Source organism: Streptomyces sp. NPDC007088, from assembly GCF_042869355.1.
Lineage (GTDB): Bacteria > Actinomycetota > Actinomycetes > Streptomycetales > Streptomycetaceae > Streptomyces.
Genome location: NZ_JBIAFO010000007.1, coordinates 54,634 through 77,764 on the forward strand (window position 1 = coordinate 54,634; position 23,131 = coordinate 77,764).

20 protein-coding genes, 1 tRNA gene and 2 pseudogenes are annotated in these 23,131 nt (G+C 71.3%); 7 read left to right on the plus strand and 16 right to left on the minus strand.

What is annotated here, in order from left to right; all coding sequences use genetic code 11:
* The first annotated feature begins 877 nt into the window (after positions 1-877).
* The gene (locus tag ACFYMP_RS13185) at positions 878-1,990 is read left to right on the plus strand and encodes a DUF262 domain-containing protein (RefSeq protein WP_388855313.1); all 1,113 of its coding nucleotides are present in this window, start codon (positions 878-880) and stop codon (positions 1,988-1,990) included.
* The gene (locus tag ACFYMP_RS13190) at positions 1,991-2,638 is read left to right on the plus strand and encodes an MAE_28990/MAE_18760 family HEPN-like nuclease (protein WP_388855316.1); all 648 of its coding nucleotides are present in this window, start codon (positions 1,991-1,993) and stop codon (positions 2,636-2,638) included. It abuts the gene before it with no gap.
* 16 nt (positions 2,639-2,654) lie between these two features.
* Here the strand turns inward: ACFYMP_RS13190 and ACFYMP_RS13195 are convergent.
* Both ACFYMP_RS13195 and ACFYMP_RS13200 read right to left on the minus strand, forming a co-directional pair.
* Positions 2,655-3,311: pseudogene (locus ACFYMP_RS13195) on the minus strand (YdcF family protein).
* Positions 3,308-3,803, minus strand: a pseudogene (locus ACFYMP_RS13200) (UTRA domain-containing protein); the annotation flags it as partial. The pseudogenes ACFYMP_RS13200 and ACFYMP_RS13195, both read right to left, overlap by 4 nt.
* Before the next feature lie 160 nt (positions 3,804-3,963).
* Here ACFYMP_RS13200 and ACFYMP_RS13205 point away from each other — a divergent pair.
* Positions 3,964-4,098: a hypothetical protein gene (locus ACFYMP_RS13205; RefSeq protein WP_388855320.1), complete on the plus strand. Its 135-nt coding sequence runs from the start codon at positions 3,964-3,966 to the stop codon at positions 4,096-4,098.
* Positions 4,099-4,284: 186 nt separating this feature from the next.
* Here the strand turns inward: ACFYMP_RS13205 and ACFYMP_RS13210 are convergent.
* A tRNA-Tyr gene (locus ACFYMP_RS13210) sits at positions 4,285-4,366 on the minus strand.
* A gap of 189 nt (positions 4,367-4,555) precedes the next feature.
* Between ACFYMP_RS13210 and ACFYMP_RS13215 the strand changes: the two genes are divergently transcribed.
* The gene (locus ACFYMP_RS13215; protein WP_388855323.1) at positions 4,556-5,044 is read left to right on the plus strand and encodes a YajQ family cyclic di-GMP-binding protein; all 489 of its coding nucleotides are present in this window, start codon (positions 4,556-4,558) and stop codon (positions 5,042-5,044) included.
* Positions 5,045-5,205: 161 nt separating this feature from the next.
* On the opposite strand, the gene ACFYMP_RS13220 is transcribed toward ACFYMP_RS13215, so the two are convergent.
* From ACFYMP_RS13220 to ACFYMP_RS13280, 13 genes are all read right to left on the minus strand, one after another.
* Complete coding sequence (locus ACFYMP_RS13220; protein WP_388855326.1) at positions 5,206-5,472, minus strand: GlsB/YeaQ/YmgE family stress response membrane protein; 267 nt, start codon at positions 5,470-5,472, stop codon at positions 5,206-5,208.
* A 251-nt stretch (positions 5,473-5,723) separates the two neighbouring features.
* Complete coding sequence (locus tag ACFYMP_RS13225; RefSeq protein ID WP_388855329.1) at positions 5,724-6,125, minus strand: YccF domain-containing protein; 402 nt, start codon at positions 6,123-6,125, stop codon at positions 5,724-5,726.
* Complete coding sequence (gene htpX, locus ACFYMP_RS13230) at positions 6,122-6,985, minus strand: zinc metalloprotease HtpX (RefSeq protein ID WP_388855332.1); 864 nt, start codon at positions 6,983-6,985, stop codon at positions 6,122-6,124. Before htpX ends, ACFYMP_RS13225 begins: the two co-directional genes overlap by 4 nt.
* Before the next feature lie 278 nt (positions 6,986-7,263).
* Positions 7,264-8,832 (minus strand): NADH-quinone oxidoreductase subunit N, encoded by a 1,569-nt coding sequence (locus ACFYMP_RS13235; RefSeq protein WP_388855335.1) that lies wholly within the window; start codon positions 8,830-8,832, stop codon positions 7,264-7,266.
* Positions 8,829-10,538: a NuoM family protein gene (locus ACFYMP_RS13240; protein WP_388856004.1), complete on the minus strand. Its 1,710-nt coding sequence runs from the start codon at positions 10,536-10,538 to the stop codon at positions 8,829-8,831. Before ACFYMP_RS13240 ends, ACFYMP_RS13235 begins: the two co-directional genes overlap by 4 nt.
* 36 nt (positions 10,539-10,574) lie before the next feature.
* Complete coding sequence (locus tag ACFYMP_RS13245) at positions 10,575-12,602, minus strand: NADH-quinone oxidoreductase subunit L (RefSeq protein WP_388855338.1); 2,028 nt, start codon at positions 12,600-12,602, stop codon at positions 10,575-10,577.
* Positions 12,599-13,039 (minus strand): NADH-quinone oxidoreductase subunit NuoK, encoded by a 441-nt coding sequence (nuoK, locus tag ACFYMP_RS13250; protein WP_388855341.1) that lies wholly within the window; start codon positions 13,037-13,039, stop codon positions 12,599-12,601. The genes ACFYMP_RS13245 and nuoK overlap by 4 nt, the downstream gene beginning before the upstream one ends.
* Entirely contained in the window at positions 13,039-13,803 is a 765-nt protein-coding gene (locus ACFYMP_RS13255) for an NADH-quinone oxidoreductase subunit J (RefSeq protein WP_388855344.1), read from the minus strand. The genes nuoK and ACFYMP_RS13255 overlap by 1 nt, the downstream gene beginning before the upstream one ends.
* A complete protein-coding gene (locus ACFYMP_RS13260; RefSeq protein WP_388855347.1) occupies positions 13,800-14,555 on the minus strand; it encodes a NuoI/complex I 23 kDa subunit family protein in 756 nt (251 codons plus the stop codon). The genes ACFYMP_RS13255 and ACFYMP_RS13260 overlap by 4 nt, the downstream gene beginning before the upstream one ends.
* A complete protein-coding gene (locus tag ACFYMP_RS13265) occupies positions 14,556-15,524 on the minus strand; it encodes an NADH-quinone oxidoreductase subunit H (RefSeq protein ID WP_388855350.1) in 969 nt (322 codons plus the stop codon).
* Positions 15,521-16,786 carry an NADH-quinone oxidoreductase subunit C gene (locus tag ACFYMP_RS13270; RefSeq protein ID WP_388855353.1) on the minus strand — a complete coding sequence of 422 codons (1,266 nt, stop codon included), beginning with the start codon at positions 16,784-16,786 and terminating at the stop codon, positions 15,521-15,523. The genes ACFYMP_RS13265 and ACFYMP_RS13270 overlap by 4 nt, the downstream gene beginning before the upstream one ends.
* Positions 16,783-17,442, minus strand: coding sequence for an NADH-quinone oxidoreductase subunit B (locus tag ACFYMP_RS13275; RefSeq protein ID WP_388855356.1), 660 nt, complete (start codon positions 17,440-17,442; stop codon positions 16,783-16,785). The genes ACFYMP_RS13270 and ACFYMP_RS13275 overlap by 4 nt, the downstream gene beginning before the upstream one ends.
* Positions 17,433-17,867 (minus strand): NADH-quinone oxidoreductase subunit A, encoded by a 435-nt coding sequence (locus tag ACFYMP_RS13280; RefSeq protein ID WP_388856007.1) that lies wholly within the window; start codon positions 17,865-17,867, stop codon positions 17,433-17,435. Before ACFYMP_RS13280 ends, ACFYMP_RS13275 begins: the two co-directional genes overlap by 10 nt.
* Positions 17,868-18,885: 1,018 nt before the next feature.
* Here ACFYMP_RS13280 and ACFYMP_RS13285 point away from each other — a divergent pair.
* The 3 genes from ACFYMP_RS13285 (at position 18,886) to ACFYMP_RS13295 (ending at position 22,806) form a co-directional block, all read left to right on the plus strand.
* Positions 18,886-20,097: a sensor histidine kinase gene (locus ACFYMP_RS13285; RefSeq protein WP_388855360.1), complete on the plus strand. Its 1,212-nt coding sequence runs from the start codon at positions 18,886-18,888 to the stop codon at positions 20,095-20,097.
* A 223-nt stretch (positions 20,098-20,320) separates the two neighbouring features.
* A complete protein-coding gene (locus ACFYMP_RS13290) occupies positions 20,321-21,754 on the plus strand; it encodes a sensor histidine kinase (RefSeq protein WP_388855363.1) in 1,434 nt (477 codons plus the stop codon).
* A gap of 392 nt (positions 21,755-22,146) precedes the next feature.
* Positions 22,147-22,806: a LuxR C-terminal-related transcriptional regulator gene (locus ACFYMP_RS13295; RefSeq protein ID WP_388856010.1), complete on the plus strand. Its 660-nt coding sequence runs from the start codon at positions 22,147-22,149 to the stop codon at positions 22,804-22,806.
* The last annotated feature ends 325 nt before the right edge of the window (positions 22,807-23,131 follow it).

A 23,131-nucleotide genomic window follows, 5' to 3' on the forward strand; every position in this document is an offset into this window, starting at 1 on the left:
CCGGGCGGCCCCCCCCCCCGGGGGGGGCCGCCCCCCCCCCGGGGCGCCCCCCCGCGGGGGGCCCCCCCCCCCCCACCCCCCCCGCGTGGCGCCCACTCCGGCGCCTTGCGACGCACCACATCTGACGCCGCGCGCTGATCCACCAGGGATTACGGGACAGCCCTTAGCCGCGCCCGCACGCGCACCTCCTTGAGCCCGGAGCCCCGGCCCCGGCCCCGGCCCCGGAAGAACAGCACCGGCGATCAGCGACCGTCACGGCCAGGCCGTCGACGACCCCCTGCACGTCCCAGCCGCCCCCGCCGTCGGCCCGAACGAGGTGTGCACGCGATGCGGGAGGAAGCGAGACAGGGCGCTCGAACACGGGACAGCGTCGAGACAACACGCCACGCCGTACTGGCCGCACAAACGACGAGGGGCCCGGTCACCAGCCTTTACGGCTGATCACCGGGCCCCTCGTTCCCGTGTGGCGGCGCCAGGATTCGAACCTGGGAAGGCTGAGCCGGCAGATTACAGCGGGCTCCTCTCGACTACTCTCACCTGCAGTTTCTCCGACACTGGAGTCACCTGGGGCACACCTGGGAGAAGGTTGGAGGACACCGCACTGGGTTGGCGTCATCCTCGTCGCTGATGTCAGTTCCGGACAAAAGACGCCGCTCGTCCGCGGCAGACGTCGATAGATCGAAGGGTTGACGCCTTGCTCCGGCTCTCTACAGAAGAGACGGATTCCCCGGTGTCCACGACTTCACGAGCGAGCAAGCGATGGGGAGATCCGGCCCTCTCTCGACAACGGGTGGTCATACCTCCGTTCTACCCCCTGCAACGCCAAAGGGGGGTACCGTTACGACGCTGTACAAGCGCCGATGAGGGGTGGTTGCCAATGGGTATCCTTGAGGAAGTGGAAAGTAGTCGCCAGAACATTCGCTCGGACGGCTACACCATGTCGATTGGTGAAGTAATAAACCTTTACCGCGACAAAGAAATTCAAATTCGGCCAGAATACCAACGCCTCTTCCGTTGGCCCATCGAAAAGCAATCTCGCCTCATCGAGTCAATTTTGCTGGATATTCCACTCCCTACTATCTTCGTTGCGCAGCGCGAGGATGGCGTCTGGGAGGTGGTTGATGGCCTTCAGCGACTCTCAACGATCTTGTCTTTCATGGGGGAACTTCGCGACGAAAGTACTGGGGATGTCAAGCCCCCAAGTAAACTTACGAAAACCAAGTATTTGCCCTCTCTGGAGGGAATGAGTTATTCGACCGAGGCGCCGAACTTCTCCCCTCAGTTGAAAATTCATTTCAAGCGAGCGCGCCTCGACTTCAGGATTCTTTTGCGTGAATCTGATGATCGCGTGAAGTACGAACTCTTCGACAGACTGAACAGCGGGGGTGTCCCCACCTCACCTCAGGAAGTCAGGACAGCTCAGTTGCTCATGACCAATGCAAGTTTCTTCGTCTGGCTGGATCGCCTACGCACCGAAGGTCCTTTTGCGGATTGCGTACCATTGACCGGAAGGCAGATTTCCGAACAGTACGATTTGGAGCTTGCCACTCGATTCTTCGTTCTGCGAAACGCTTCGCAGGCAGAGTTGAAGGGGTTCGCCGACATGGATACCTTCTTGTCGGACCAGATTTTGGAGATGGCCACCTCTGGAGATTTCGACTGGGCAAAACAACAGCTTGTCTTCGAGGGCGTGTTCAACGTACTGTCGTCACTCGGCCCCGATATTTTTCGCCGGTACGACGTTCGCAAAGACCGTCCATCGGGAGCTTTTAGCGTCTCCGCCTTCGAGGCAGTAACACTCGGCGTGGCCCAACATCTCGGAAGCTGGAAATCTATGGACCAACGCGAGCAGGAATCTCAGCTCCGGGTGAAAGTTTCTGAGCTCTGGAACGATGACACGTTCCGCAAGTATTCGGGAGCAGGAGTGCGCGCTACGTCACGAGTCCCGATGATGGGTCCAGTAGGCGGTCGAATCTTCACGGCGGCCTAGGTGGCTGCGATTCGGACAATTGATCATCTTGAATCATCGCTGACTGAAGACCTGAAGTGGCGGACCCACGAAATGCAGCTTTGGGAGCAAGTCGCGGCGTCTTGTCGGACTCACGAAGTGGCTGGGATACTCCGCGGCGGTTTGGCTCTTGTCTACGCTCACTGGGAGGGTTACATAAAGGAGGGAGCACGAGCCTATCTGGAGTACATAAGTCGGAAGGGTCTCAAAGTAGGCGAATTGCGGTCCGAAATTGCAGCCGTTTCCCTTCGGTCAAAACTGGGGCAAGGGGAGACCTCGAAGCACTCTGCCTCACACACCGAGATAGTAGATTTACTGCGGGGCGCGGATAGTTTGCCAGCAGATCTTCCGTACACCTCGGCAACAATTCGAACTCGATCCAATCTGAAATTCGATGTTTTCGCGGACATCATGCACTCAATCGGCTGCGATGCAAGCCGGCATGAAATCTATCAGTCGACGATAGATAAGCGACTTCTGAAGTACCGAAACGACATCGCTCACGGGCGCGAGGAGTATGTGAGGCTCGCCGACTGGATCGACATTAGAGATCGTGTCCTCCTGATATTGAAAGACGTCCGAAATCAAATTTCTAACGCTGCGGCGAATGAAGATTATCGGCGAAGATAGCTAGGGACAGCTGGACTCAAAATTTCTTTTCTGCACCGCCCAGTGCGAGTCGACTCGTGAAACCTGCGTCGCACTGTTGCCCATACACTGCTGCCGCTTGTTCTGGCGCCGACTGGCTGATCATGAAGCCTTGAGCTGGATGTAGCAGGAGCCGCTACAGTGCACCAACAAGCATGTTGAGCACTACCTGAGCATCACTGATCGAGTCGCCCTCGAACGTCATAGACGTGGAAGCGCTTACGAGCTGTACCCCCGGCCACAGTTTGCGGGGTGTGGCGTAAGCGCACCGCTCCTCATACGGCTTGCTGACCAGCAGAACCGATGCAACGTCCATTCCCGCCCCGGCGAGCAGGGCGGTGCAAGCCGCATGTTCTCTCCGATGTTTCGCGCCTTGGGTTTTTATGAGCATGGCGGAATCGGGACTTCAAGCTCTAGTGCGCGCTCGCGGTAGTGCACCGCTCCTCCGCAGGGCATGTGTTCTCGCGTCGTCGCTCTCGTGGCCCCATGAAGACGACAAGGGAGCCATGCTGCTGTACAGGTCGGCCTCGGCGTTGGCCGTGCCCAAGTCGTGGCTGCCCAGGCCGATCGCCTACGAACACGGCCGCAGCTCATGGTGCATCTGGTGGTAGTCCCACAACACCCGGGCGTCGGCCCAGGACTGCTCCGAGATCACTGCTTCGCCTCTCCGTCCTGCGCCGAGTCAGGCGCCTTGGAGCGAGGCGGGAAGCCGCGTGGACGCCGACCGCGAACTCGACCACGGTGCCGTCCGCCGTGAACGTGGTGCGGTGCAGCTCGACTAACCATTCTCCGACAGGCAGCTACAGGAGCTTTTCTCGTCCGACGTAGGGACGCGCGCGAAGAGCTGCTCCTGCATGTGGTCGGTTTCGTACCCGCGTCGTACAGGACGCGGAAACCACCGCCGCGGCCTGCGGAGCCGGGTGTGGGGTCCACGATGCGCGTGCCCCTCGACGTGTTCGGGCCTGTAGTCGCTGGTCAAGGCGTGCGTGGGCTGGTGGTCCTCCTTCACCAACCGGGCTCGTACATAGACGTCTGGACCAACCGGCAGACCGTGTGCTTCCGCTGCGGCCGGCGGCACTTCGACTAGAGAGACCGTTTGCGTCTGATCTCCCCGGCGGTAGGCCCGGCCCGTGCCAACCCGGTCAGAGCCGCGACGGGCTACTCCACGAGACCGGGTACGGCGAGGTCTGGGATCGGGCGCGGAAGGAGGCTGTGAGCAAGCGCGAGCACGCGCGCTCCTCGCCCGCCACCCATACGACCTACGTTATGCCGGAGTTTCCTTCTGGCTCAGCTCCGGAGTGGACCCCATGGAATGCGCGCGGCGGGCCGGCCACACCATCGCGGGCCTCTTCCGCGTCTACGCGAAGGTGCTCGCACAGACCCAGCAGCGGGCCAACGACCGGATCGACGCGGCGCTGCGGGAGTGGAACGCGCCGGAGTGAGCCTGCCCCCCCCCCCCCCCCCCCCCGAGGGACGGCTGGGGGAGACACCCTGATCAGCGGTGGGATTCGGGTGAGACAACGTGGGATTCGGAGGCCGATCGGCGCCGTCCGCGGCCCCACTTGCACACACGAAGAAACCCCGTCCGACCTGCGGTTGAAGCAGGTCGGACGGGGTTTCCCGTCCTGTGGCGGCGCCAGGATTCGAACCTGGGAAGGCTGAGCCGGCAGATTTACAGTCTGCTCCCTTTGGCCGCTCGGGCACACCGCCTGGGATGCTGCTGGGGGACTCCGCCGGAGCGGGTGTTCCCTGGCAACGACGTAAACAATACCTGATCGGTGGGGGTGGTCCGCCACCCGATAGAGCGGCTCCCGGGGGCGGGGCGGTGGCTAGGCTTTGGGGGTGCGGCCCGTTGGGGGTCGCAGCCCCTACGCATCCCGATCCAAGGAGCCACAGCACATGGCCGACTCCAGTTTCGACATCGTCTCGAAGGTCGAGCGGCAGGAGGTCGACAACGCCCTCAACCAGGCCGCCAAGGAGATCTCGCAGCGCTACGACTTCAAGGGCGTCGGCGCTTCGATCGCGTGGTCCGGCGAGAAGATCCTCATGGAGGCGAACTCCGAGGAGCGCGTGAAGGCGATCCTCGACGTGTTCCAGTCCAAGCTCGTCAAGCGCGGGATCTCGCTGAAGTCCCTGGACGCGGGCGAGCCGCAGGTCTCCGGCAAGGAGTACAAGCTGTTCGCCTCCGTCGAGGAGGGCATCTCGCAGGAGAACGCCAAGAAGGTCGCCAAGATCATCCGCGACGAGGGCCCCAAGGGCGTCAAGGCCCAGGTCCAGGGCGACGAGCTGCGGGTGTCCTCGAAGAGCCGGGACGATCTGCAGCAGGTCATCGCCCTGCTCAAGGGGCGCGACTTCGACTTCGCGCTGCAGTTCGTGAACTACCGGTGATCCGGTCCCGGTAGAGCCTCGGTGGGCGGCGGGCACCGTCGCGGGGGCGCCGGGTGGAGCGGGCGGGGGCGGGCACTGGTCATCGGTGCCCGCCCCCGCCCGCTCCACGCCACGTCCGCTCCACGTCAATCCCGCTCCGCGTCACGAGCCACCCCAGCGCCTCAGTCGCGGGAGTTGCCGAAGACGAGGCGGTAGGCGATGAGCAGGACCAGGGAGCCGCCGATCGCGGCCGCCCAGGTGGCGCCGTCGTAGAAGTCCTTGCTGATGGGGTGGTCGAGGAAGCGGGCCGAGATCCAGCCGCCGAGGAAGGCGCCGAGCACGCCGATCAGTGTGGTGCCGACGAGCCCGCCCGGGTCCCTGCCCGGCAGCAGGATCTTGGCGACCACGCCGGCCAGCAGCCCGAGGATGATCCAGCTGACGATGCCCATGCCTGTGTCCTGCCCTTCGTGAGTACTCCGGTCCGTCCGCGCGGCCGCCGCACCCCGTGGGGCCGGTGCCGGCCCGCTCCGCGCGGCTCTGGGCGACCGCTACCCCGAAGGACGCCGAAGGTCACTTGCCGGGTTGCCCAGGGCGTGTCACAACCCCGTCACCGCAGTCACCCGCTGCCTTCCGGGCCGGAGCCCGTGGACCAGGCCCCAGGCCCCAGGCCCCAGGGCCCAGGGCCCGGGGTCCTCGGGGCTCACGTCCCGGGGGTCGCCGCGAACCGTTCCCCGGTACGGACGATCTCGCGGCCCAGGGGCATGAGCGAGACCGGGATGAGCTTGAAGTTGGCGATGCCCAGCGGGATGCCGATGATCGTGACGCACAGGGCGATGCCGGTGGCGATGTGCCCCAGGGCGAGCCACCAGCCCGCGAGGACGAGCCACAGCACGTTGCCCACGCAGGACGCGGGGCCCGCGTCGCGGCGTTCGACGGCGGAGTAGCCGAAAGGCCAGAGGGCGTACACGCCGATGCGGAACGACGCTATGCCGAAGGGGATGCCGATGATCGTGACGCAGAGGATCGCCCCGGCGAGCAGATAGGCCAAGAACAGCCAGAATCCGCTCAGCACGAGCCAGATGATGTTGAGGAGTGTCTTCACGGGCGGCGACCTGCCATCTGTTCGAGCCGGGCGATGCGCTCCGCCATGGGCGGATGCGTGGAGAACATTCTGGAGAGTCCCTGGCCGGGCCGGAAGGGGTTCGCGATCATCATGTGGCTCGCCGTCTCGATGCGCGGCTCGGGCGGCAGCGGGAGCTGCTTGGTGCCCGTCTCCAGCTTGCGCAGCGCCGAGGCGAGGGCCAGGGGGTCGCCGGTGAGCTGGGCGCCCGAGGCGTCGGCCTGGTACTCGCGGGAGCGGCTGATCGCGAGCTGGATCACGGAGGCCGCGATCGGGCCCAGCAGCATGACCAGGAGCATGCCGAGGATTCCGGGGCCCTCGTCGTCGTCGGAGCGGCCGACCGGGATCAGCCACGCGAAGTTGACCAGGAACATGATCACGGAGGCGAGGGCGCCCGCGACCGAGGAGATCAGGATGTCGCGGTTGTAGACGTGGCTGAGTTCGTGGCCGATGACGCCGCGCAGTTCGCGTTCGTCGAGCAGGCGCAGGATGCCGTCGGTGCAGCACACGGCGGCGTTGCGCGGGTTGCGGCCGGTCGCGAAGGCGTTGGGGGCCTCGGTCGGCGAGATGTAGAGGCGCGGCATGGGCTGGCGGGCCTCGGTGGAGAGCTCGCGGACCATGCGGTACAGGCCGGGGGCCTCGAACTCGCTCACGGGGCGGGCCCGCATCGCGCGCAGGGCCAGCTTGTCGCTGTTCCAGTAGGCGTAGGCGTTGGTGCCGAGGGCGATGACCAGCGCCACGACCAGGCCGGTGGTGCCGAAGAAGCTGCCGATGACGAGGATGAGGGCGGAGAGCCCTCCGAGGAGTACGGCGGTTTTCAAGCCATTGTGCCGGCGGTGCACGGTACGCCCTCCAAGTGGTGCGGCAGGGGGACCCTCTACTGCTGTCTCTGCGGGTGTTCCACGGTGTCGGTACCGCGGGGGTGCTGCTGTCACGCTGCTGTCTCTGCGGGTGCCTCGGAGCGGTGCCTTCACTCTCCAGTGGACCCTCCCGTACTGGTCAACGCCAGGCGGAGGGCTCAGGTTCCCCGGCGCGCGTCGGCTCCGGCCGTCGTCCGTACGAGTGACGACCGCCGGTGTTTGGGACGCGTTCCCGTCAGAAGAGGAGGGGCACGCCCTTCTCAGAAGAGGGCGGTCGTGGTGAAGCGGAGGATGAGCTGCGGGGCGCCCGAGAGGGCCAGGGCGAGGAGACCGGTCAGGGCCAGGGCGGCCGTGAGGGGGAACGGTACGGGGATCGTGGGGCCGCCGGACGCGAGCGCGGGGGCCGCCGTCGTCGGGTCGGCCGGGGGCCGCGCCGGGCCGGCGGCCGGGGTCGTCTGGGGTGCGGTGGCGGGACGGAAGAGTTCGGCGGTCCAGCGCAGGTAGTAGACGAGGGCGACGGCGACGTTGAGGGCCATGAGGACGGCGAGCCAGCCGAGGCCCGCGTCGACGGCCGCGGAGAACACGGTGACCTTGGCGAACAGGCCGACGAGGCCCGGCGGGAGTCCGGCCAGGCACAGCAGGAAGAAGGCGAGCAGGAGCGCGAGCGCGGGGCGCTCGGCGTACAGGCCCCGGTAGTCGCTCAGGCGGCCCCCGGGGCGTACGCGGGCGACGGCGGCGACGACCGCGAAGGCGCCCAGGTTCACGACGCCGTACATGAGGGCGTAGGCCACGGTCGAGCCGAGGGCGTGCTCGGGGTGGTCGGTGTACGCGGCGGCGGCGAGCGGTACGAGGAGGTAGCCGGCCTGGCCGACGGAGGACCACGCGAGGAGGCGTACCGCCGAGGTGAGGCGGTCGGCGCGCTGGCGCAGGGCCGCGGCGTTGCCCGCGGTCATGGTGAGGGCGGCGAGCACGGCGAGGGCGGGCCCCCACACGTCGGCGTAGGAGGGGAAGCCGAGGACGGTGATCAGGGCGAGGCCGGTGAAGCCGACGGCCTTGCCGACGACGGAGAGGTAGGCCGCGACGGGCAGGGGCGCGCCGGCGTAGGTGTCGGGGACCCAGAAGTGGAAGGGGACGGCGGCCGTCTTGAACGCGAAGCCGACGAGGGTGAGGGCGACTCCGGCGCGGGCGAGGGTCTGGAACTGGCCGTCGACGTGCTGGAGGCCCTCGGCGAGGTCGGTGAGGTGGAGGGTGCCGGTCGTCGCGTAGACGAAGCTCACGCCGAGGAGGGTGACGGCGGTCGCGGCGACGGAGGACAGGAAGAACTTGAGGGCGGCCTCGGAGGAGCGCCGGTCGCCGTGTCTGAGGCCGACGAGGGCGAAGCCGGGCAGGGAGGCGACCTCCAGGGCGACGACGAGGGTCGCGAGGTCGCGGGAGGCGGGCAGCAGGGCGGCGCCGGACGCGGAGGCGAGCAGCAGGAACCAGTACTCGCCGGCGGGCAGCGCGAGGTCCTCGACGGCTGTCAGGGACAGCAGGGTCGTGACGAGGGCGCCGCCGAGGACGAGCAGCTGGATGACGAGGGTGAAGTGGTCGGCGCTGTAGGCGCACGCGCGGGAGCCGTCGTTCAGGCAGAACGTGGTGCGGTCGCCGTCCAGGAGCGGCAGCAGGGACAGCAGGGCGAGGGTGAGTCCGGCGGCGGCGAGCCAGCCGAGGAGGCCCTTGCGGTGCTCGGGCAGGAAGAGGTCCGTGACCAGCAGCGCGAGGGCGGACAGCGCGGTGAGGACGGGGGGTGCGAGGGCGAGCCAGTCGACGGACTGCACGAGGGTGGTCATGCCGCGCCTCCCGCGAGGAGCTGGTGGACGGCCGGGTCGGTGAGGCCGAGCAGCAGCGCGGGCCAGAGTCCGGCGAGGACGGTGAGGGCGACCAGCGGCAGCCAGGTGGCCGCCTCGTGGCCGCGCAGGTCGGCGAAGGGCCGCTGGGCGGGTTCCGGCGAGGTGTAGGGCTCGTCGGGGGCGTCGAGCAGGAGGGGCGCGGGCGTGGCGCGCGGCGCGTCGAGCGAGGCCGGGGACGCCCCGTCGGGGGACGCCGGTACGGAAGCGGGGTGCTCGCTCGTACCGGTGGCCGGGGCGGGTTCGGACTGGAGCGGCAGGGGGCCCATGCAGACGCGCCGTACGACCATGAGGAGGTAGGCGGCGGTGAGCAGGGTGCCGAGTCCGGCGACGGCCATGTACGTGAGGAACGCGGGGCGGCTGAGTCCGGCGGCGGGGTCGAAGGCGCCGAACATGGTGAGCATCTCGCCCCAGAACCCGGCGAGTCCGGGCAGGCCGAGGGAGGCGACGGCGGTGAACGCGAGGAGGACGGCGAAGCGCGGGGCGCGGCCGTAGAGCGCGGCGCCGGCCGATCCGGCGAGGGTGTCGAGGTCGGCGGTGCCCGCGCGGTCCTTGAGGGCGCCGACGAGGAAGAAGAGCAGCCCGGTGACGAGTCCGTGGGCGATGTTGGCGAAGAGGGCGCCGTTGACGCCGGTGGGCGTCATGGAGGCGATGCCGAGCAGGACGAAGCCCATGTGGCCGACGGAGGAGTAGGCGACGAGGCGTTTGAGGTCGCCGTGCGCTCCGCGCCGTACGAGGGCGAGGCAGGCGAGGGAGCCGTAGACGATGCCGGCGGCGGCGAGGGCCCCGAGGTAGGGCGCGAAGGTGTGCATGCCGTCGGGGGCGATGGGCAGGGCGACGCGTACGAACCCGTAGGTGCCCATCTTGAGCAGGACCCCGGCGAGCATGACGGAGCCGACGGTGGGGGCGGCGGTGTGGGCGTCCGGCAGCCAGCTGTGCAGGGGCCACACGGGGGCCTTGACGGCGAGTCCGATCCCGATCGCGAGAACGGCGGTGACCTGCACGGACTTCGTCAGACCTGAGCCGTTGTCAGTGGCGAGTGCCACCATGTCGAAGGTGCCCGCCTTGAGCCCGATCAGGAGGAGTCCGAGCAGCATGACGGCGGAGCCGACCAGCGTGAACAGGATGAACTTCCAGGCGGCCGCCTCCCGCTTCGCGCCGCCCCAGCGGGCGATGAGGAAGTACATCGGGACGAGGACCATCTCGAAGGCCAGGAAGAACAGCACGAGGTCGAGGACGGCGAAGGTCGCGAGGCAGCCGGACTCCAGGAGGAGCAGCAGGGCGACGAACGCCCGGGGGGACGGGCCCGCGGGCATCTTGAAGTAGCTGTAGAGCGCGCACAGGAAGGTCAGGAGCGCGGTCAGGACGAGGAGGGGGAGCGAGATGCCGTCGATACCGAGGTGGACGCGCACGTCGAGCGCGGCGATCCAGCTGATGTCGGTGGTGGCCTGCATGTTCGCCGCGTGGTCGCGGTCGAAGCCGAGGGCGAGCGCGATGCTCGCGGCGAGGATCACGCCGGTGACGAGGACGCCGTGGCGCAGGACGGCCTGGCCGGGGTCTCTGCCCTTGAGGCCGGGCGGTGCCGGGAGCAGGGCGGTGGCCGCGCCGACGAGCGGGCCGACGACGACCACGGCGAGCAGGATACGCATCGCCGACTCGTTGATATCCACGATCTGGGCCACGGTTCAGGCTCCTGCCGCTGCGTAGAGGACGGCCGCGACGGCCAGGACGACGGAGCCGGCGAGGAGCGCCCCGAGATAGGTCTGCGTGTTGCCGGTCTGGGCGCGGCGTACGGCGGCGCCCAGGAGTTTCGGTCCGGCGGCGGCCCCGCGTACGTAGGTGTCGACGACGGCCGCGTCGAGGAAGCGTACGAGGACGGCGGCGGCGCGTACGGGCCGCTCGAAGAGGGCGGCGTACACGGCGTCGAGGTGGAATCCGGCGGCGGCGTGGCGGTGCAGGGGGCCGAGCAGGAGCCGGCCGGGGTCGGCCGGGTCGGCGGCGCCCGAGATGTCGCCGTAGACGGCGGCGTGGCTCGCGATGGCCTCGGCCTCGGTGCGGCCGGAGTCGGCTCCGGGGTCGGCGGTGACGGCGCCGAGGGGGTACTGCGCGGCGAGGGCGACGGTGTGCCGCCAGGCCCCGTAGGTGAGGACGACGCCGACGAGGGCGACGCCGGTGCCCAGGACGGAGGTGGTGAGGGTCGGGGTGAGGGAGCGGCTGTCGAACCAGTCGGGCAGGACGCCGGCGGTCAGCCCGAAGAGGAGGGAGGGCACGGCGAGGACCCACAGGATGACGTTCATGACGACGGGGGTGGGGTGGTGCGTCTCGGTGGTCGCGGGCTCGGCCTTCGCCGGGTCGGGGCCGGTCCTCCTGCCGGGGGCGCCGACGAGGAGCCAGAGGCGGGTCGCGTAGGCGCCGGTGAGCACGGCGGTGACGAGTCCGGCGACCAGGACGATCCAGCCCGCCGCGCCGGGGACGCCGGCGGCGTCGCCGGTCGCGGCGTGCTCGGCGGCGCCCAGCACGGCCTCCTTGGAGAAGAAGCCGCTGAACGGGGGGATCGCGGCGAGCGCGAGGAGGGCGACGGTCATCGTCCAGAAGGCGTCGGGGATGCGGGCGCGCAGCCCCGGCATGCGGGACATGGCGGCGAGGGAGTTGGTGCCGGCGGCGTGGATGACGACTCCGGCGGCGAGGAACAGCAGCGCCTTGAAGGCGCCGTGGGACAGGAGGTGGAAGACGGCGGCGCCGCGGTCGCCGACGGCGAGGGCGCCGGTCATGTAGCCGAGCTGGCCGACTGTGGAGTAGGCGAGGACGCGTTTGATGTCGTCCTGGGCGAGGGCGGCGAGCGCGGAGCCGGTCATGGTGAGGGCGGCCATGACGGCGAGCACGACCAGCGCGGCGGCGGAGGCGGTGAAGACGGGCAGCAGCCGGGCCACGAAGTAGACGCCGGCGGCGACCATGGTGGCGGCGTGGATCAGCGCGGACACCGGGGTGGGGCCGGCCATGGCGTCGGGCAGCCAGGTGTGCAGCGGGAACTGCGCGGACTTCCCGGCGACCCCGGCGAGCAGGAGCAGCGCGATGAGCGTCGGGTGGTCGAGTCCGCCGTGGGAGACGGCCCGGAGGATCTCGGTGACGCGGAAGGAACCGGTGTCGGCCGCGAGCGCGAACAGGCCGAACAGGAAGGGGACGTCGCCGAGTTTGGTGACGAGGAACGCCTTGAGGGAGGCGGCGCGGGCCTCGGGGGTCTCCCAGTAGTGGCCGATGAGGAAGTACGAGCAGATGCCCATGACCTCCCAGCCGACGAGCAGCACCATGAGATCGCCGGAGTAGACGACGAGCAGCATCGCGGAGGTGAAGAGGGAGACGAGCGCCGCGTACGAGGGGTAGCGCGGGTCGTCGCGGAGGTAGCCGGTCGAGTAGAGCTGCACGCAGAGCGACACGACGGTGACCAGGACGGCGACGAGGACCGCGAACCCGTCGAGGTGCAGGGCGAGGTCGACGGGCACGGAGCCGGTGGGGGTGAGCCGGGTCGAGGCGTCGACGGCCGCTCCCCCGCCCTGGCGGACGGCGAGGAGGACGGCGAGGACGGCGGCGGCCAGGACGGGGAGGACGGCGAGCGGCCGGACGAAGGCGGGCGCGGTGCGGCCGAGCAGGAGTCCCGCGAGCGCGCCGAGGAACGGCAGGAGGGGGACGAGGACGGCGAGGGTGGTCGTGTTCACGCTGCGGCTCCGCGGGGCCGGGTGCCGCCGGTACGGCCGGAGGGGAGGGTTCCGGTGGGGTCGGGCCGGCCGTCGGGGAGTCCTCCGGGGCCGTCGTACGGTCCGTCCGGTCCGTCGTCGGGGCCGTCGGGGTGTTCTGCGGTGTCGCGGAGGCGGTCGAGGTCGGAGCTGCCCCGGTTGCGGTACACGGCGAGCACGATGGCGAGGCCGATGCCGATCTCGGCGGCGGCGACGGCGACGGTGAACAGCGTGAGCGCCTGCCCGGCGTGCAGGCGGTCGCGCAGCCACACGTCGAAGGCGACGAGGTTGAGGTTGACGGCGTTGAGCATCAGCTCGACGGCCATGAGCACGAGGATCGCGTTGCGGCGGGCCAGGATGCCGTAGAGGCCGGTGCCGAACAGGAGCGCCGAGAGGACGGCGGGATAGGCGAGGTGCATCAGCGCGCGTCCTTCGGGGGCTCGGGCTCGGCGGGCCGCGCGCCGGGCGACGACGGGGCGGCGGGGGTGCCGGTCGCGGTGGCGCGGGCCGTGGGACCACCCGGCGTACGGCCGGGGCGCGGGGCGCGGGGCGGTGACACGCGGCGGGGCGGAGGGGTACGGCGCGGCGGGGGCGTGTTCCTGGCGTTGCGCCGTGACAGCACGATCGCGCCGACGAGCGCGGCGAGCAGGAGCACGGAGAGCGCTTCGAAGGGCAGTACCCAGTGCCGGAAGAGGAAGGAGCCGGTGACGGCGGTACTGCCCTGGGGGTGGGCGCCGTCGAGGTCGATCCAGGTGGTGCGGAAGGCGTCCGTGACGACCCAGACGAGCGCTCCGGCCGCGAGGACGGCGACGCCGAGGGCGACCGGGCGGTTCGCGGAGTCGGCGTCCGGGGAGCGGCCGATGGGCGCCCGGGTGAGCATGAGCCCGAACAGGAGGAGGACGACGACGGAACCGACGTAGACGAGGACCTGCACCCACGCGATGAACTCGGCGGTGAGCAGGAGGTACTCGACGGCGAGGCCGCCGAGGGTGACGACGAGCCACAGCGCGGCGTGCACGAGCTGCTTCGTGGTCACCGTGACGATCGCGGCGCCGAAGGTGACGAGCCCGAAGAGGAGGAAGGCGATCTCGACGCCGGTCGGCGAGAGGAACCCCTGCGGGGCCTGGTCGGGGGCCGGGGCGGCGGCGAGCGCGGCGGAGGCGAGGGCGGCGGTCGGACTCACTCCTGCCCCGCTTCCGGACGGTCGCCGGGGGCGGGCTGGTCGCCCGGGGCCGCCTGGTCGCCGCGGGCCGCCTCGTCGTCCCGGGCCGCCTGGTCGCCGCGGGCCGCCTGGTCGCCGGGGACGGCTTTCGCGCCCGGTGCCGGGCCGGCCGGGGCCGGGGCCGGGGCGGTGGGGGCGGCCGGTGCCGGGCCGGGCGCGGCCTCCGCGGCGGCCGCGGCCTCCGCCTCCTGGGCGGCGGCGAGTTTGTCGGCGGCCTTGCGGGCGGCGGCGAGTTCCTTGGGTTCCTCGGCGCCCGGGTCGAGCGCGGGCGGTTCGGGAACGGTCCACATCCACTCGCGCAGCTTGTCGCGCTCGTGGGTCAGGTCGCGGATGTCGGTCTCGGCGTACTCGAACTCCGGGGACCAGAACAGCGCGTCGAAGGGGCACACCTCGATGCAGATGCCGCAGTACATACAGAGCGAGAAGTCGATGGCGAAGCGGTCGAGGACGTTGCGGCTGCGCTCGCGTCCGCCGGGCGCGGCGGGCGGCACCGTCTCCTTGTGGGAGTCGATGTAGATGCACCAGTCGGGGCATTCGCGGGCGCACAGCATGCAGACCGTGCAGTTCTCCTCGAACAGCCCGATGACCCCGCGGCTGCGCGGCGGCAGCGCGGGCAGCGTCTCGGGGTACTGGGCGGTGACGCTCTTCCGCGTCATGGTGCGCAGGGTCACGGCGAGGCCCTTGGCCAGCCCCGTACCAGGGATCGGAGACATCTAGGAGATCACCACTTTGACGACGCCGGTGAGGGCGATCTGGGCGAGGGCGAGGGGGATCAGCACGGTCCAGGACAGCTTCTGGAGCTGGTCCTCGCGCAGGCGGGGGTAGGTGACGCGTAGCCAGATCACGACGAAGGCGAGGACCGCGGTCTTGAGCAGGGTCCACACCCAGCCGAGGCCGTCCGCGCCCCAGGGCCCGTGCCAGCCGCCCAGGAACAGGACGGTGGTCAGTCCGCAGAGGATGACGATCCCGGCGTACTCGGCGAGCAGGAACAGCGCGAACCGCAGACCGGTGTACTCGGTGTACGCGCCGAAGATGATCTCCGAGTCGGCCACCGGCATGTCGAAGGGCGGTCGTTGCAGTTCGGCGAGCCCGGCGACGAAGAAGACGAGGGCGCCGACGATCTGCCAGGGCAGCCACCACCACGCGAAGGCGTCGAGGATGCCGGGCAGGGAGACCGTTCCGGCGGCCATCGCGACGGAGGCGGCGGCCAGCAGCATCGGCAGTTCGTACGCGAGCAGCTGGGCGGCGGTGCGCAGACCGCCGAGCAGCGAGAACTTGTTGGCCGAGGCCCACCCGGCCATGAGCGAGCCGAGCACGCCGACCCCGAGGACGGCGAGCGCGAAGAACAGCCCGGCGTCGACCACCTGCCCGACGGCCCCCTCGCCGGGGCCGACCGGGATGACCAGCAGGACCAGGAGGTACGGGAGCAGGGCGACGGCGGGCGCGAGCCGGAAGATCCTCGCGTCGGCCTCGGCCGGGACGACGTCCTCCTTCTGCGCGAACTTCACGCCGTCGGCCATGAGCTGGGCCCAGCCGTGGAACCCGCCCGCGTACATGGGGCCGAGCCGGCCCTGCATATGGGCCATGACCTTGTGCTCGGCCTGTCCGACGATCAGCGGCAGGGCGAGGAAGCCGACGAAGACGATGACGAGTCGCAGGGCGACGCTGAGGACGTCGTTCACGCGGGGTCGCCTCCGGCGGGGGGCTCGGGGGGCCGGTCGTCTTCTTGGGGGGCGGTTCCGGGGGCGGGCCCGGGGGCCGTCTCGGGACCTGCCTCGGGGGCGGTCCCGCCGTCCGGGCCGGGGTCCTCGGAAGCGGGCGGCCCGGGGGCGGGGCGTTCCCGCTTCCCGTCCGGCCGCTCACCGGGCTTCCGCGCGGGCTCCTCCCCGGACTTCGCCTCGGCCTCCTCCCCCGGCTCCTCGAAGGCGGGGCGCGCGTGGTGCCAGGGGGCGTCCGCGCTGCCCTTGGCGGGCGGCGCGGCGGTCGCGGCGGGTCCTTCGGGCGAAGGCGCGGTCGCGTCCTCACGGTGGCCGGGCGCCGGAGCCGTCTCGCCGCCGCCCTTGCCCACCTCGTCGGGTGTCGTAGCGGCGCGCTGCGAGGCGGAGCCGGCCGAGGCGCTGCGCGCGCGGCGCGGACCGGCCGGGCGGGCGGGTGCCGTGGGCGCCTGCCCGGCGGGGTCCTGGGGCCCGGGGGCGCCGTCCGCCTTCTGTCCGGGCTCCAGCGACTCTCCGGGCTGTGCGGACTTCCCCGCGGTCGCCGGGGTGGCGGCCGCCTCCCCGCGCTGGGCGGCCGAGCCGCCGGCCGCGGTACGGGTACGGCGGGCGGGCCGCTCCCCCGCCGCGGCGCGGGCGCCGCGCGCGGGACGGGCCGGGGCGTCCGGCAGTTGCCCCTTGAGGGGGCCCCACTCGTTCGGGTCGGGTACGCCCGGCGGCAGCATCTGGCGTCGTTTCGGCGCGCCGTGGCCGGACTCGCCGGGCTCCTTCGCGCCGGGCCACGCCTTCGCGACGCGGGCGGCGAGCACGAAGTCCTTGCGCAGGGGGTGGCCCTCGAAGTTCTCGGGGAGCAGCAGCGGGGTGAGCCCGGGGTGGTCCTCGAAGCGGACGCCGAACATCTCGTGGGTCTCGCGTTCGTGCCAGGCGGCCCCGGCGTACACGCCCACGGCGGAGGCGAGGACGGGCGCCTCGTGCGGCACCGTCGTCCGCAGCAGGAGACGGCGTACGGGGGCGAGCGCGACGACGTGCGCGCAGACCCGGAAGCCGGTGCCGGGCTCGTCGACGGCGCTGAGCCAGTCGAAGTAGGTGCAGCCGAGGGTGCGGCGGGCGGTTTCGAGCGCCGTGGTCCACGTGCCGGCGGGCACGTCGACGGTCAGGAGGCCGTACGCCTCCTCGGCCGCGGCCTCGGGGCCGAAGAGTTCGGTGGGTTCCTGGGGCAGCCAGCCGGTCACCGCGATCCCTCCCCGGGGGCGGGCGGCGGGGTGACGAGTCCGCTGCGCAGGGCCGCGACGGGGGTGCGGCGGCCGTGGGCGTAGCGCTCGCCGAGGGATTCGCGGGCGATCTTCTCCTGGAGCTTGAGGATGCCCTGGAGCAGCGCCTCGGGCCGGGGCGGGCAGCCGGGCACGTAGACGTCGACGGGGATGATCTGGTCGACGCCCTTGGTCACGGAGTACGAGTCCCAGTAGGGGCCGCCGCAGTTGGAGCAGGCGCCGAAGGAGATGACGTACTTCGGCTCGGGCATCTGCTCGTAGAGGCGTTTGACGGCGGGCGCCATCTTGTCGGTGACGGTCCCGGAGACGACCATCAGGTCCGCCTGGCGGGGGCCGGGCGCGAAGGGGATGACCCCGAGCCGGATGAAGTCGTGGCGGGACATGGAGGCCGCGATGAACTCGATGGCGCAGCACGCGAGGCCGAAGTTGAAGACCCAGAGGCTGTAGCGGCGTCCCCAGTTGAGGACGACCTTCATGGGCTGCGGGGCCAGCCGCGAGAGCACGCCCAGCCGGCCGCCCGGCGCCGGCGCGGGATCGGGGAGGTCGACGGGGCCGGCCGTGGCGGCGGCGAGCGGGTCGGCGTGCGCGGCCGGGGCCGCGGGGGGTGTCACGTCCATTCCAGGACGCCCTTCTTCCAGGCGTACAGCAGTCCGATGGCGAGGAACCCGAGGAAGACGAACATCTCCACGAGGGTCGTCGCGCCGTAACCGGGGCCGGCGAACACGGTCGCCCAGGGGAACAGGAAGATCGAGTCGACGGCGAAGATCACGTAGAGGAAGGCGTACACGTAGTAGCGGACCTGGGTGTGGGCCCAGCCCTCGCCGACGGGGTCGACGCCGCATTCGTAGGTGAGGAGTTTCTCGGGGGTGGGGACGACGGGGCGCAGCAGCCGGCCCGCGCCGAAGGCGAAGGCCACGAAGAGCACGCCGACGGCGGCGAGGACGCCGACCACCGAGTAGGCGTGGAAGTAGTCCGCCGCGAGGGCCACGGAGTGCGCGCCGCCGGTGCCCGGGGCGCCCGGCGCTCCGGGGGCGCCCGGCAGTCCGGGTACGGCGATCCCGCCCGGGTCGGTCGGATCGATCGGTCCCGGCACGTCCGCCCCTCCGCTCCGTCACATCGTGGTTGCGCCCCCGTTTCCCGGCCTGTCGCTGCCGGGTCCCTCAGGGCTCCTCGCGTCCGGTGCCGTCCGGTGAGAGGGCTCCGGTGGGTGCCCCGGCGAGATTCCCGGAGTCCACTGGAGCGCCCCGCGCGACGGCGGCACACACGCACGGGAGTCTAGGGCCTGCTAAAGGGGAGGTAAGCAGCGAGTCTGCTCCTGGACGGCCACGGGACGGGAAATCGGGGGCGGGGAGAGGGGGCAGAGGGGGGCGGGACGGGGCGGTGAGGGGGCGGCGGAGGGGCGGGGACGGGGGCGGCGAGGGGGGCAGGGACGGGGCTGACGGCTGGGTCGGGCCGGGGGGCATGGGCTTGTGGGCCGGGGGCCACGAGCTTGCGGGCCGGAACGTGAGCGCGACCACCGGGCGGCTCGCCACGGGGTGAGCGGCCGGACGCGGGAGGGGAGCCGGGGCGAGCGCGGGACGGGGTCCGGGGGTGGGGGCGGGACGGGAACCGGGGCTGGGGGCGGGGCTGGGGGGGGTGGGACGCCGGGCGGCCTGGGCCGGGGACCGGGCGTGGGTTAGGGGCCGGGGCGGGCCGGCCCGGGAGACGAGGCCCGAGCTAGCTACCGCGCCGGGGCGACGGGCCGGGCCTTGGGCCGGGACGCCGGGCCTGGCCGGCGCATGTGGCCTCGGCCGCGCGCCGGACTCGCCTCCCAGGTTCGGGCCCGTACCCGCGCCCGAGACGCGGCGTCCGCCCCCCCAAGGCCCGGGGCACCCCACACCCCCGAGCCTCGCGCCGCGCTCCGGGCCTCGTCCACACCCGAGAAGCCCCCTCCGCACGCGGACAAGCGGTCGCGCTCGGGCCCGTCCCGGCCTCACTCTTCCGAGGGTGGGGTTTTCCTCAGTTCGGCTTGGCGGTGGACCTCATGGCGCGGGGGCTCGCGGACCGGCAGGCTGGGTGTCATGACCGCAGAAGACGCCCGTGGACCGGGCTCCGACCAACTGCCACCGGCGCGTTACGCCTTTCCCCGGCACACGTGGAAGGAGATCGTGCAGCTCCTGGTGAACCTGCCGATGACCCTGGTCGGCTTCGTGTACGTCGTGGTCTTCGTCTCGGTCGGACTCAGCCTCGCGGTGACGGTCGTGGGGCTCCCGGTGCTCGCCATCGGGCTGCGCGGGGCGCGTCTGCTCGGCCGCGCGGAGCGGGCCCGAGCCAGGAAGCTGCTGGGGCTGCGCGTCGAGGAGCCCTCGCGCCTGCCGTGGCGGACGGGGGAGGGTTTCCTCAGCCGTCTGTGGACGGAGCTGCGGGACCCGGTGGCCTGGCGTACGACGCTCTACTCGTTCATACGGCTGCCGTGGGGCATCGCCTCGTTCGTGGTGTCCCTCACCGGGCTGTTCACCTTCTGGCCGGTCCTGCCCTTCGTGGCCCGGGGTCTGGCCAACGGGGACCGGGCGATGGTGCGCGGCTTCCTCTCCCCCTCCGACACGCTGGAGCGACGGATAGCCGAACTGGAGTCGGACCGGGGCGTCGTGGTGGACACGGCGGCCGCCGACCTGCGCCGCATCGAACGCGACCTGCACGACGGCGCCCAGGCCAGGCTCGTCGCCCTCGCCATGGGACTGGGGCTCGCGAAGGAGAAGCTGCTGGAGGACCCGGAGACCGCCGCGCGCATGGTCGACGAGGCGCACGGCGAGGTGAAGCTCGCCCTTCAGGAGCTGCGGGACCTGGCCCGGGGCATCCACCCCGCCGTCCTCACCGACCGGGGCCTGGACGCCGCCCTGTCCTCCGTCGCCTCCCGTTGCACCGTGCCGGTCAAGGTGACGGCGGACCTCCCGGCGCGGCCCGCCGAGGCGATCGAGGGCATCGCGTACTTCACCGTCTCCGAACTCCTCCAGAACGTCAGCAAGCACAGCGGGGCCTCCTCCGCCTCGGTGGACGTGTGGCGGGCCGGCGATCGGCTGCTCATCCAGGTCGCGGACGACGGCCGGGGCGGGGCATCGCTCGACGGGGGTTCCGGCATGGCGGGGCTCGCGGACCGGCTGGGGGCCGTGGACGGCCTGTTCGTCATCGAGTCACCGGTCGGCGGCCCGACGACGATCACCGCCGAACTGCCCTGGCGCGACCGCGAACCGGCGGCGGCGCGCAACCGCGCGGGCAGAGCGGTCGGACGCTGAGCCGCGCACCGGTGGGTGAGAAGACCCCCGCACACCGGTGGATGGGGAAAACCCCCGGCCGGGGACGCCGACACGCTCCATGGTCCGCGCCGAGGAACCGGAGCAGTCTGAGAGGCGAGAACCCCGCGGTGCGGGTGAACACGCGCACGGCCCGCACACCGCGCGGCCGGACCGGGCGGACGTACGGCCCACACGACACGACACGAGCAGAAGGACGAGACCGATGGCCACGGATTACGGGCAGGGAATGAGCTTCCGGTCCCCCGCGGAGGCCGGACGGGGCGCGGCGGGTGCGCCGGGCGGCCCCGGCCGTCCCGGAGAGCACCGGCCCTCCGGGCTCGGTTCGGCGCTCCGCGCGCCGCTGGGGGCGCGCATGTGGCGGGAGTTCGGGTATCTGCTCCTGAGCCTGCCGATCAGCATCGGCACCTTCACCCTCGCGGTGACGATGCTGTCACTCGGAGCGGGTCTGCTCGTCACCTTCCTCGGCATCCCGGTACTCGCGGGTGGGCTGGCGGCCTGCCGCGGCATCGGCGCGCTGGAGCGGGCACGGGCTCGGGCGCTGCTCGGCCTGAAGATCGACTCCCCGCGCCCGGTGCGGCCGAAGAAAGCCTCGCCGCTGTCGTGGGTGGGGGCGACGCTGCGCAGCGGGGTGTCCTGGCGGCATCTGCTGTACAGCCTCCTGCACTTCCCGTGGGCCGTGTTCGCCTTCTGCCTGTCGGTGACGCTGTGGGCCACGGGCTGGGCGCTGTTCACCTACCCGCTGTGGCACTGGGCGGTCCCCTCCAGCGTGGGCCACGACGGTCTCCAGTACTACGGCGACATGCGGCACGGCGAGTACCTGGACAGCGTCTGGGAGATCGCGTACACCTGCGTGGTCGGCCTCGGTCTGACGCTGCTGACGCCGTGGGTGGTGCGGGGTCTGACCTCCGTGGACCGGCTGCTGGTCCTCGGGCTGCTGAGCCCCTCACGGCTCGCGAACCGGGTGGACGAACTGGAGTCGGACCGGGGCGTCGTGGTGGACACGGCGGCCGCCGACCTGCGCCGCATCGAACGCGACCTGCACGACGGCGCCCAGGCCAGGCTCGTCGCCCTCGCCATGGATCTGGGGCTCGCGAAGGAGAAGCTGCTGGAGGACCCGGAGACCGCCGCGCGCATGGTCGACGAGGCGCACGGCGAGGTGAAGACGGCGCTTCAGGAGCTGCGGGACCTGGCCCGGGGCATCCACCCCGCCGTCCTCACCGACCGGGGCCTGGACGCCGCCCTGTCCTCGGTCGCCTCCCGCTGCGCCGTGCCGGTCGAGGTGGAGGTGGACCTGCCGCACCGGCCCGCCCCGGCGATCGAGGGCATCGCGTACTTCACCGTCTCCGAACTCCTCCAGAACATCAGCAAGCACGCCCGCGCGACGCGCGCCTCGGTGGACGTGTGGCGAGTGGAGGGCCGACTGCTCCTCCAGGTCACCGACGACGGGCAGGGCGGGGCCGAGGCCGAGCCCGGCTCGGGCCTCGCGGGTCTCGCCGAGCGGCTGGGGGCGGTGGACGGACTGCTCGCCATCGACTCCCCCGCGGGCGGCCCCACCACGGTCGTCGCGGAGCTGCCGTGGCGGCCCCGGGAGGACGGCGGCACCGCGATACGCCGTCCGGCGCGGGGCCGCTTCTGAGAGGAAGGGCTCCCTTCGCCGTGTGTGCCCCGGCTGCCGGCCGGGGCACACACGGCGGCACCCCGCCTTCCGCCGAGTCCTCCGGCCGGTCCGGGCCACGGCCCCGCCGGCCCCGGGCCCGCCCCGTCGGGTCTCCCACTGCCTCGCGCCTCCCCCGGCGTGGCGGTGGGCCCTGATCCCCCGATGCCCCGATCCCCCGATCCCCCGATCTCCCGATCCCCCGATCCCCCGATACAGGGAAACGAGGAAGAGGCGGGGTTGTGCCGGGGAGTGCTGGGATGCTGGTGGCGTCGGCGCCCACCGTCGCGGCCTCCCGGGAACGGAGCGGCCCCGCCGGGAGGGCGGGAGCGGTGAGCAGTGAACTGGGGGAAGCAAGAGTCGTGGAGGACAGGGTGCGGGTGGTCATCGCCGAGGATTCAGTGCTGCTGCGGGAGGGGCTGACCCGGTTGCTGACCGACCGGGGCCACGACGTGGTGGCGGGCGTCGGTGACGGCGAGGCACTGGTGAAGACGGTGCGGGACCTGAGCGAGCAGGGGGAGCTGCCGGATGTCGTGGTCGCGGACGTACGGATGCCGCCGACCCACACCGACGAGGGGGTGCGGGCGGCGGTGGCCCTGCGCAAGGCGTTCCCGGACGTCGGCGTGCTCGTGCTCTCGCAGTACGTGGAGGAGCAGTACGCGACCGAGCTGCTCGCGGGGTCGAGCCGCGGGGTGGGCTATCTGCTGAAGGACCGGGTCGCCGACGTCCGGGAGTTCGTGGACGCCGTGGTACGGGTCGCGGGGGGCGGCACGGCCCTGGACCCCGAGGTGGTGGCGCAGTTGCTGGGCCGCAGCCGCAAGCAGGACGTCCTCGCCCACCTCACCCCCAGGGAACGGGAGGTCCTGGGTCTGATGGCGGAGGGCCGGACCAACTCGGCGGTCGCGAAAGCCCTCGTGGTGAGCGACGGCGCGGTCGAGAAGCACGTGAGCAACATCTTCATGAAGCTCGGCCTCTCCCCCAGCGAGGGCGACCACCGCCGGGTCCTCGCGGTACTGACGTATCTCAGGTCCTGAGACCCGATGGACCGGGGGACGGGCCGTGGACGCGACAGGCCGGGGACGGGGACGAGGGTAAGGGGGAAGGGGGAAGGGGGAGAAGGCGGCCAGGACTGGTGGGCCGACGGACGGGCTCACGGGCCTACGCAGCGCTTGCCGGCCCCGGCCCCCTCGCGGGTCCCGGCCCCCTCGCCGGCCCCGGCCTCCTCCGTCTCTCCCACCCCGTCCCCGTCCCATCCGGAAAAGGCCGGTTCTGTTCCACGGAAGGCCGGTTTCCCTCCCCCGAAAGGCACCCGTCCTCCGACCTAAGCCAAAAGGACGAGTGCCAGTTTTCGGCAATCAG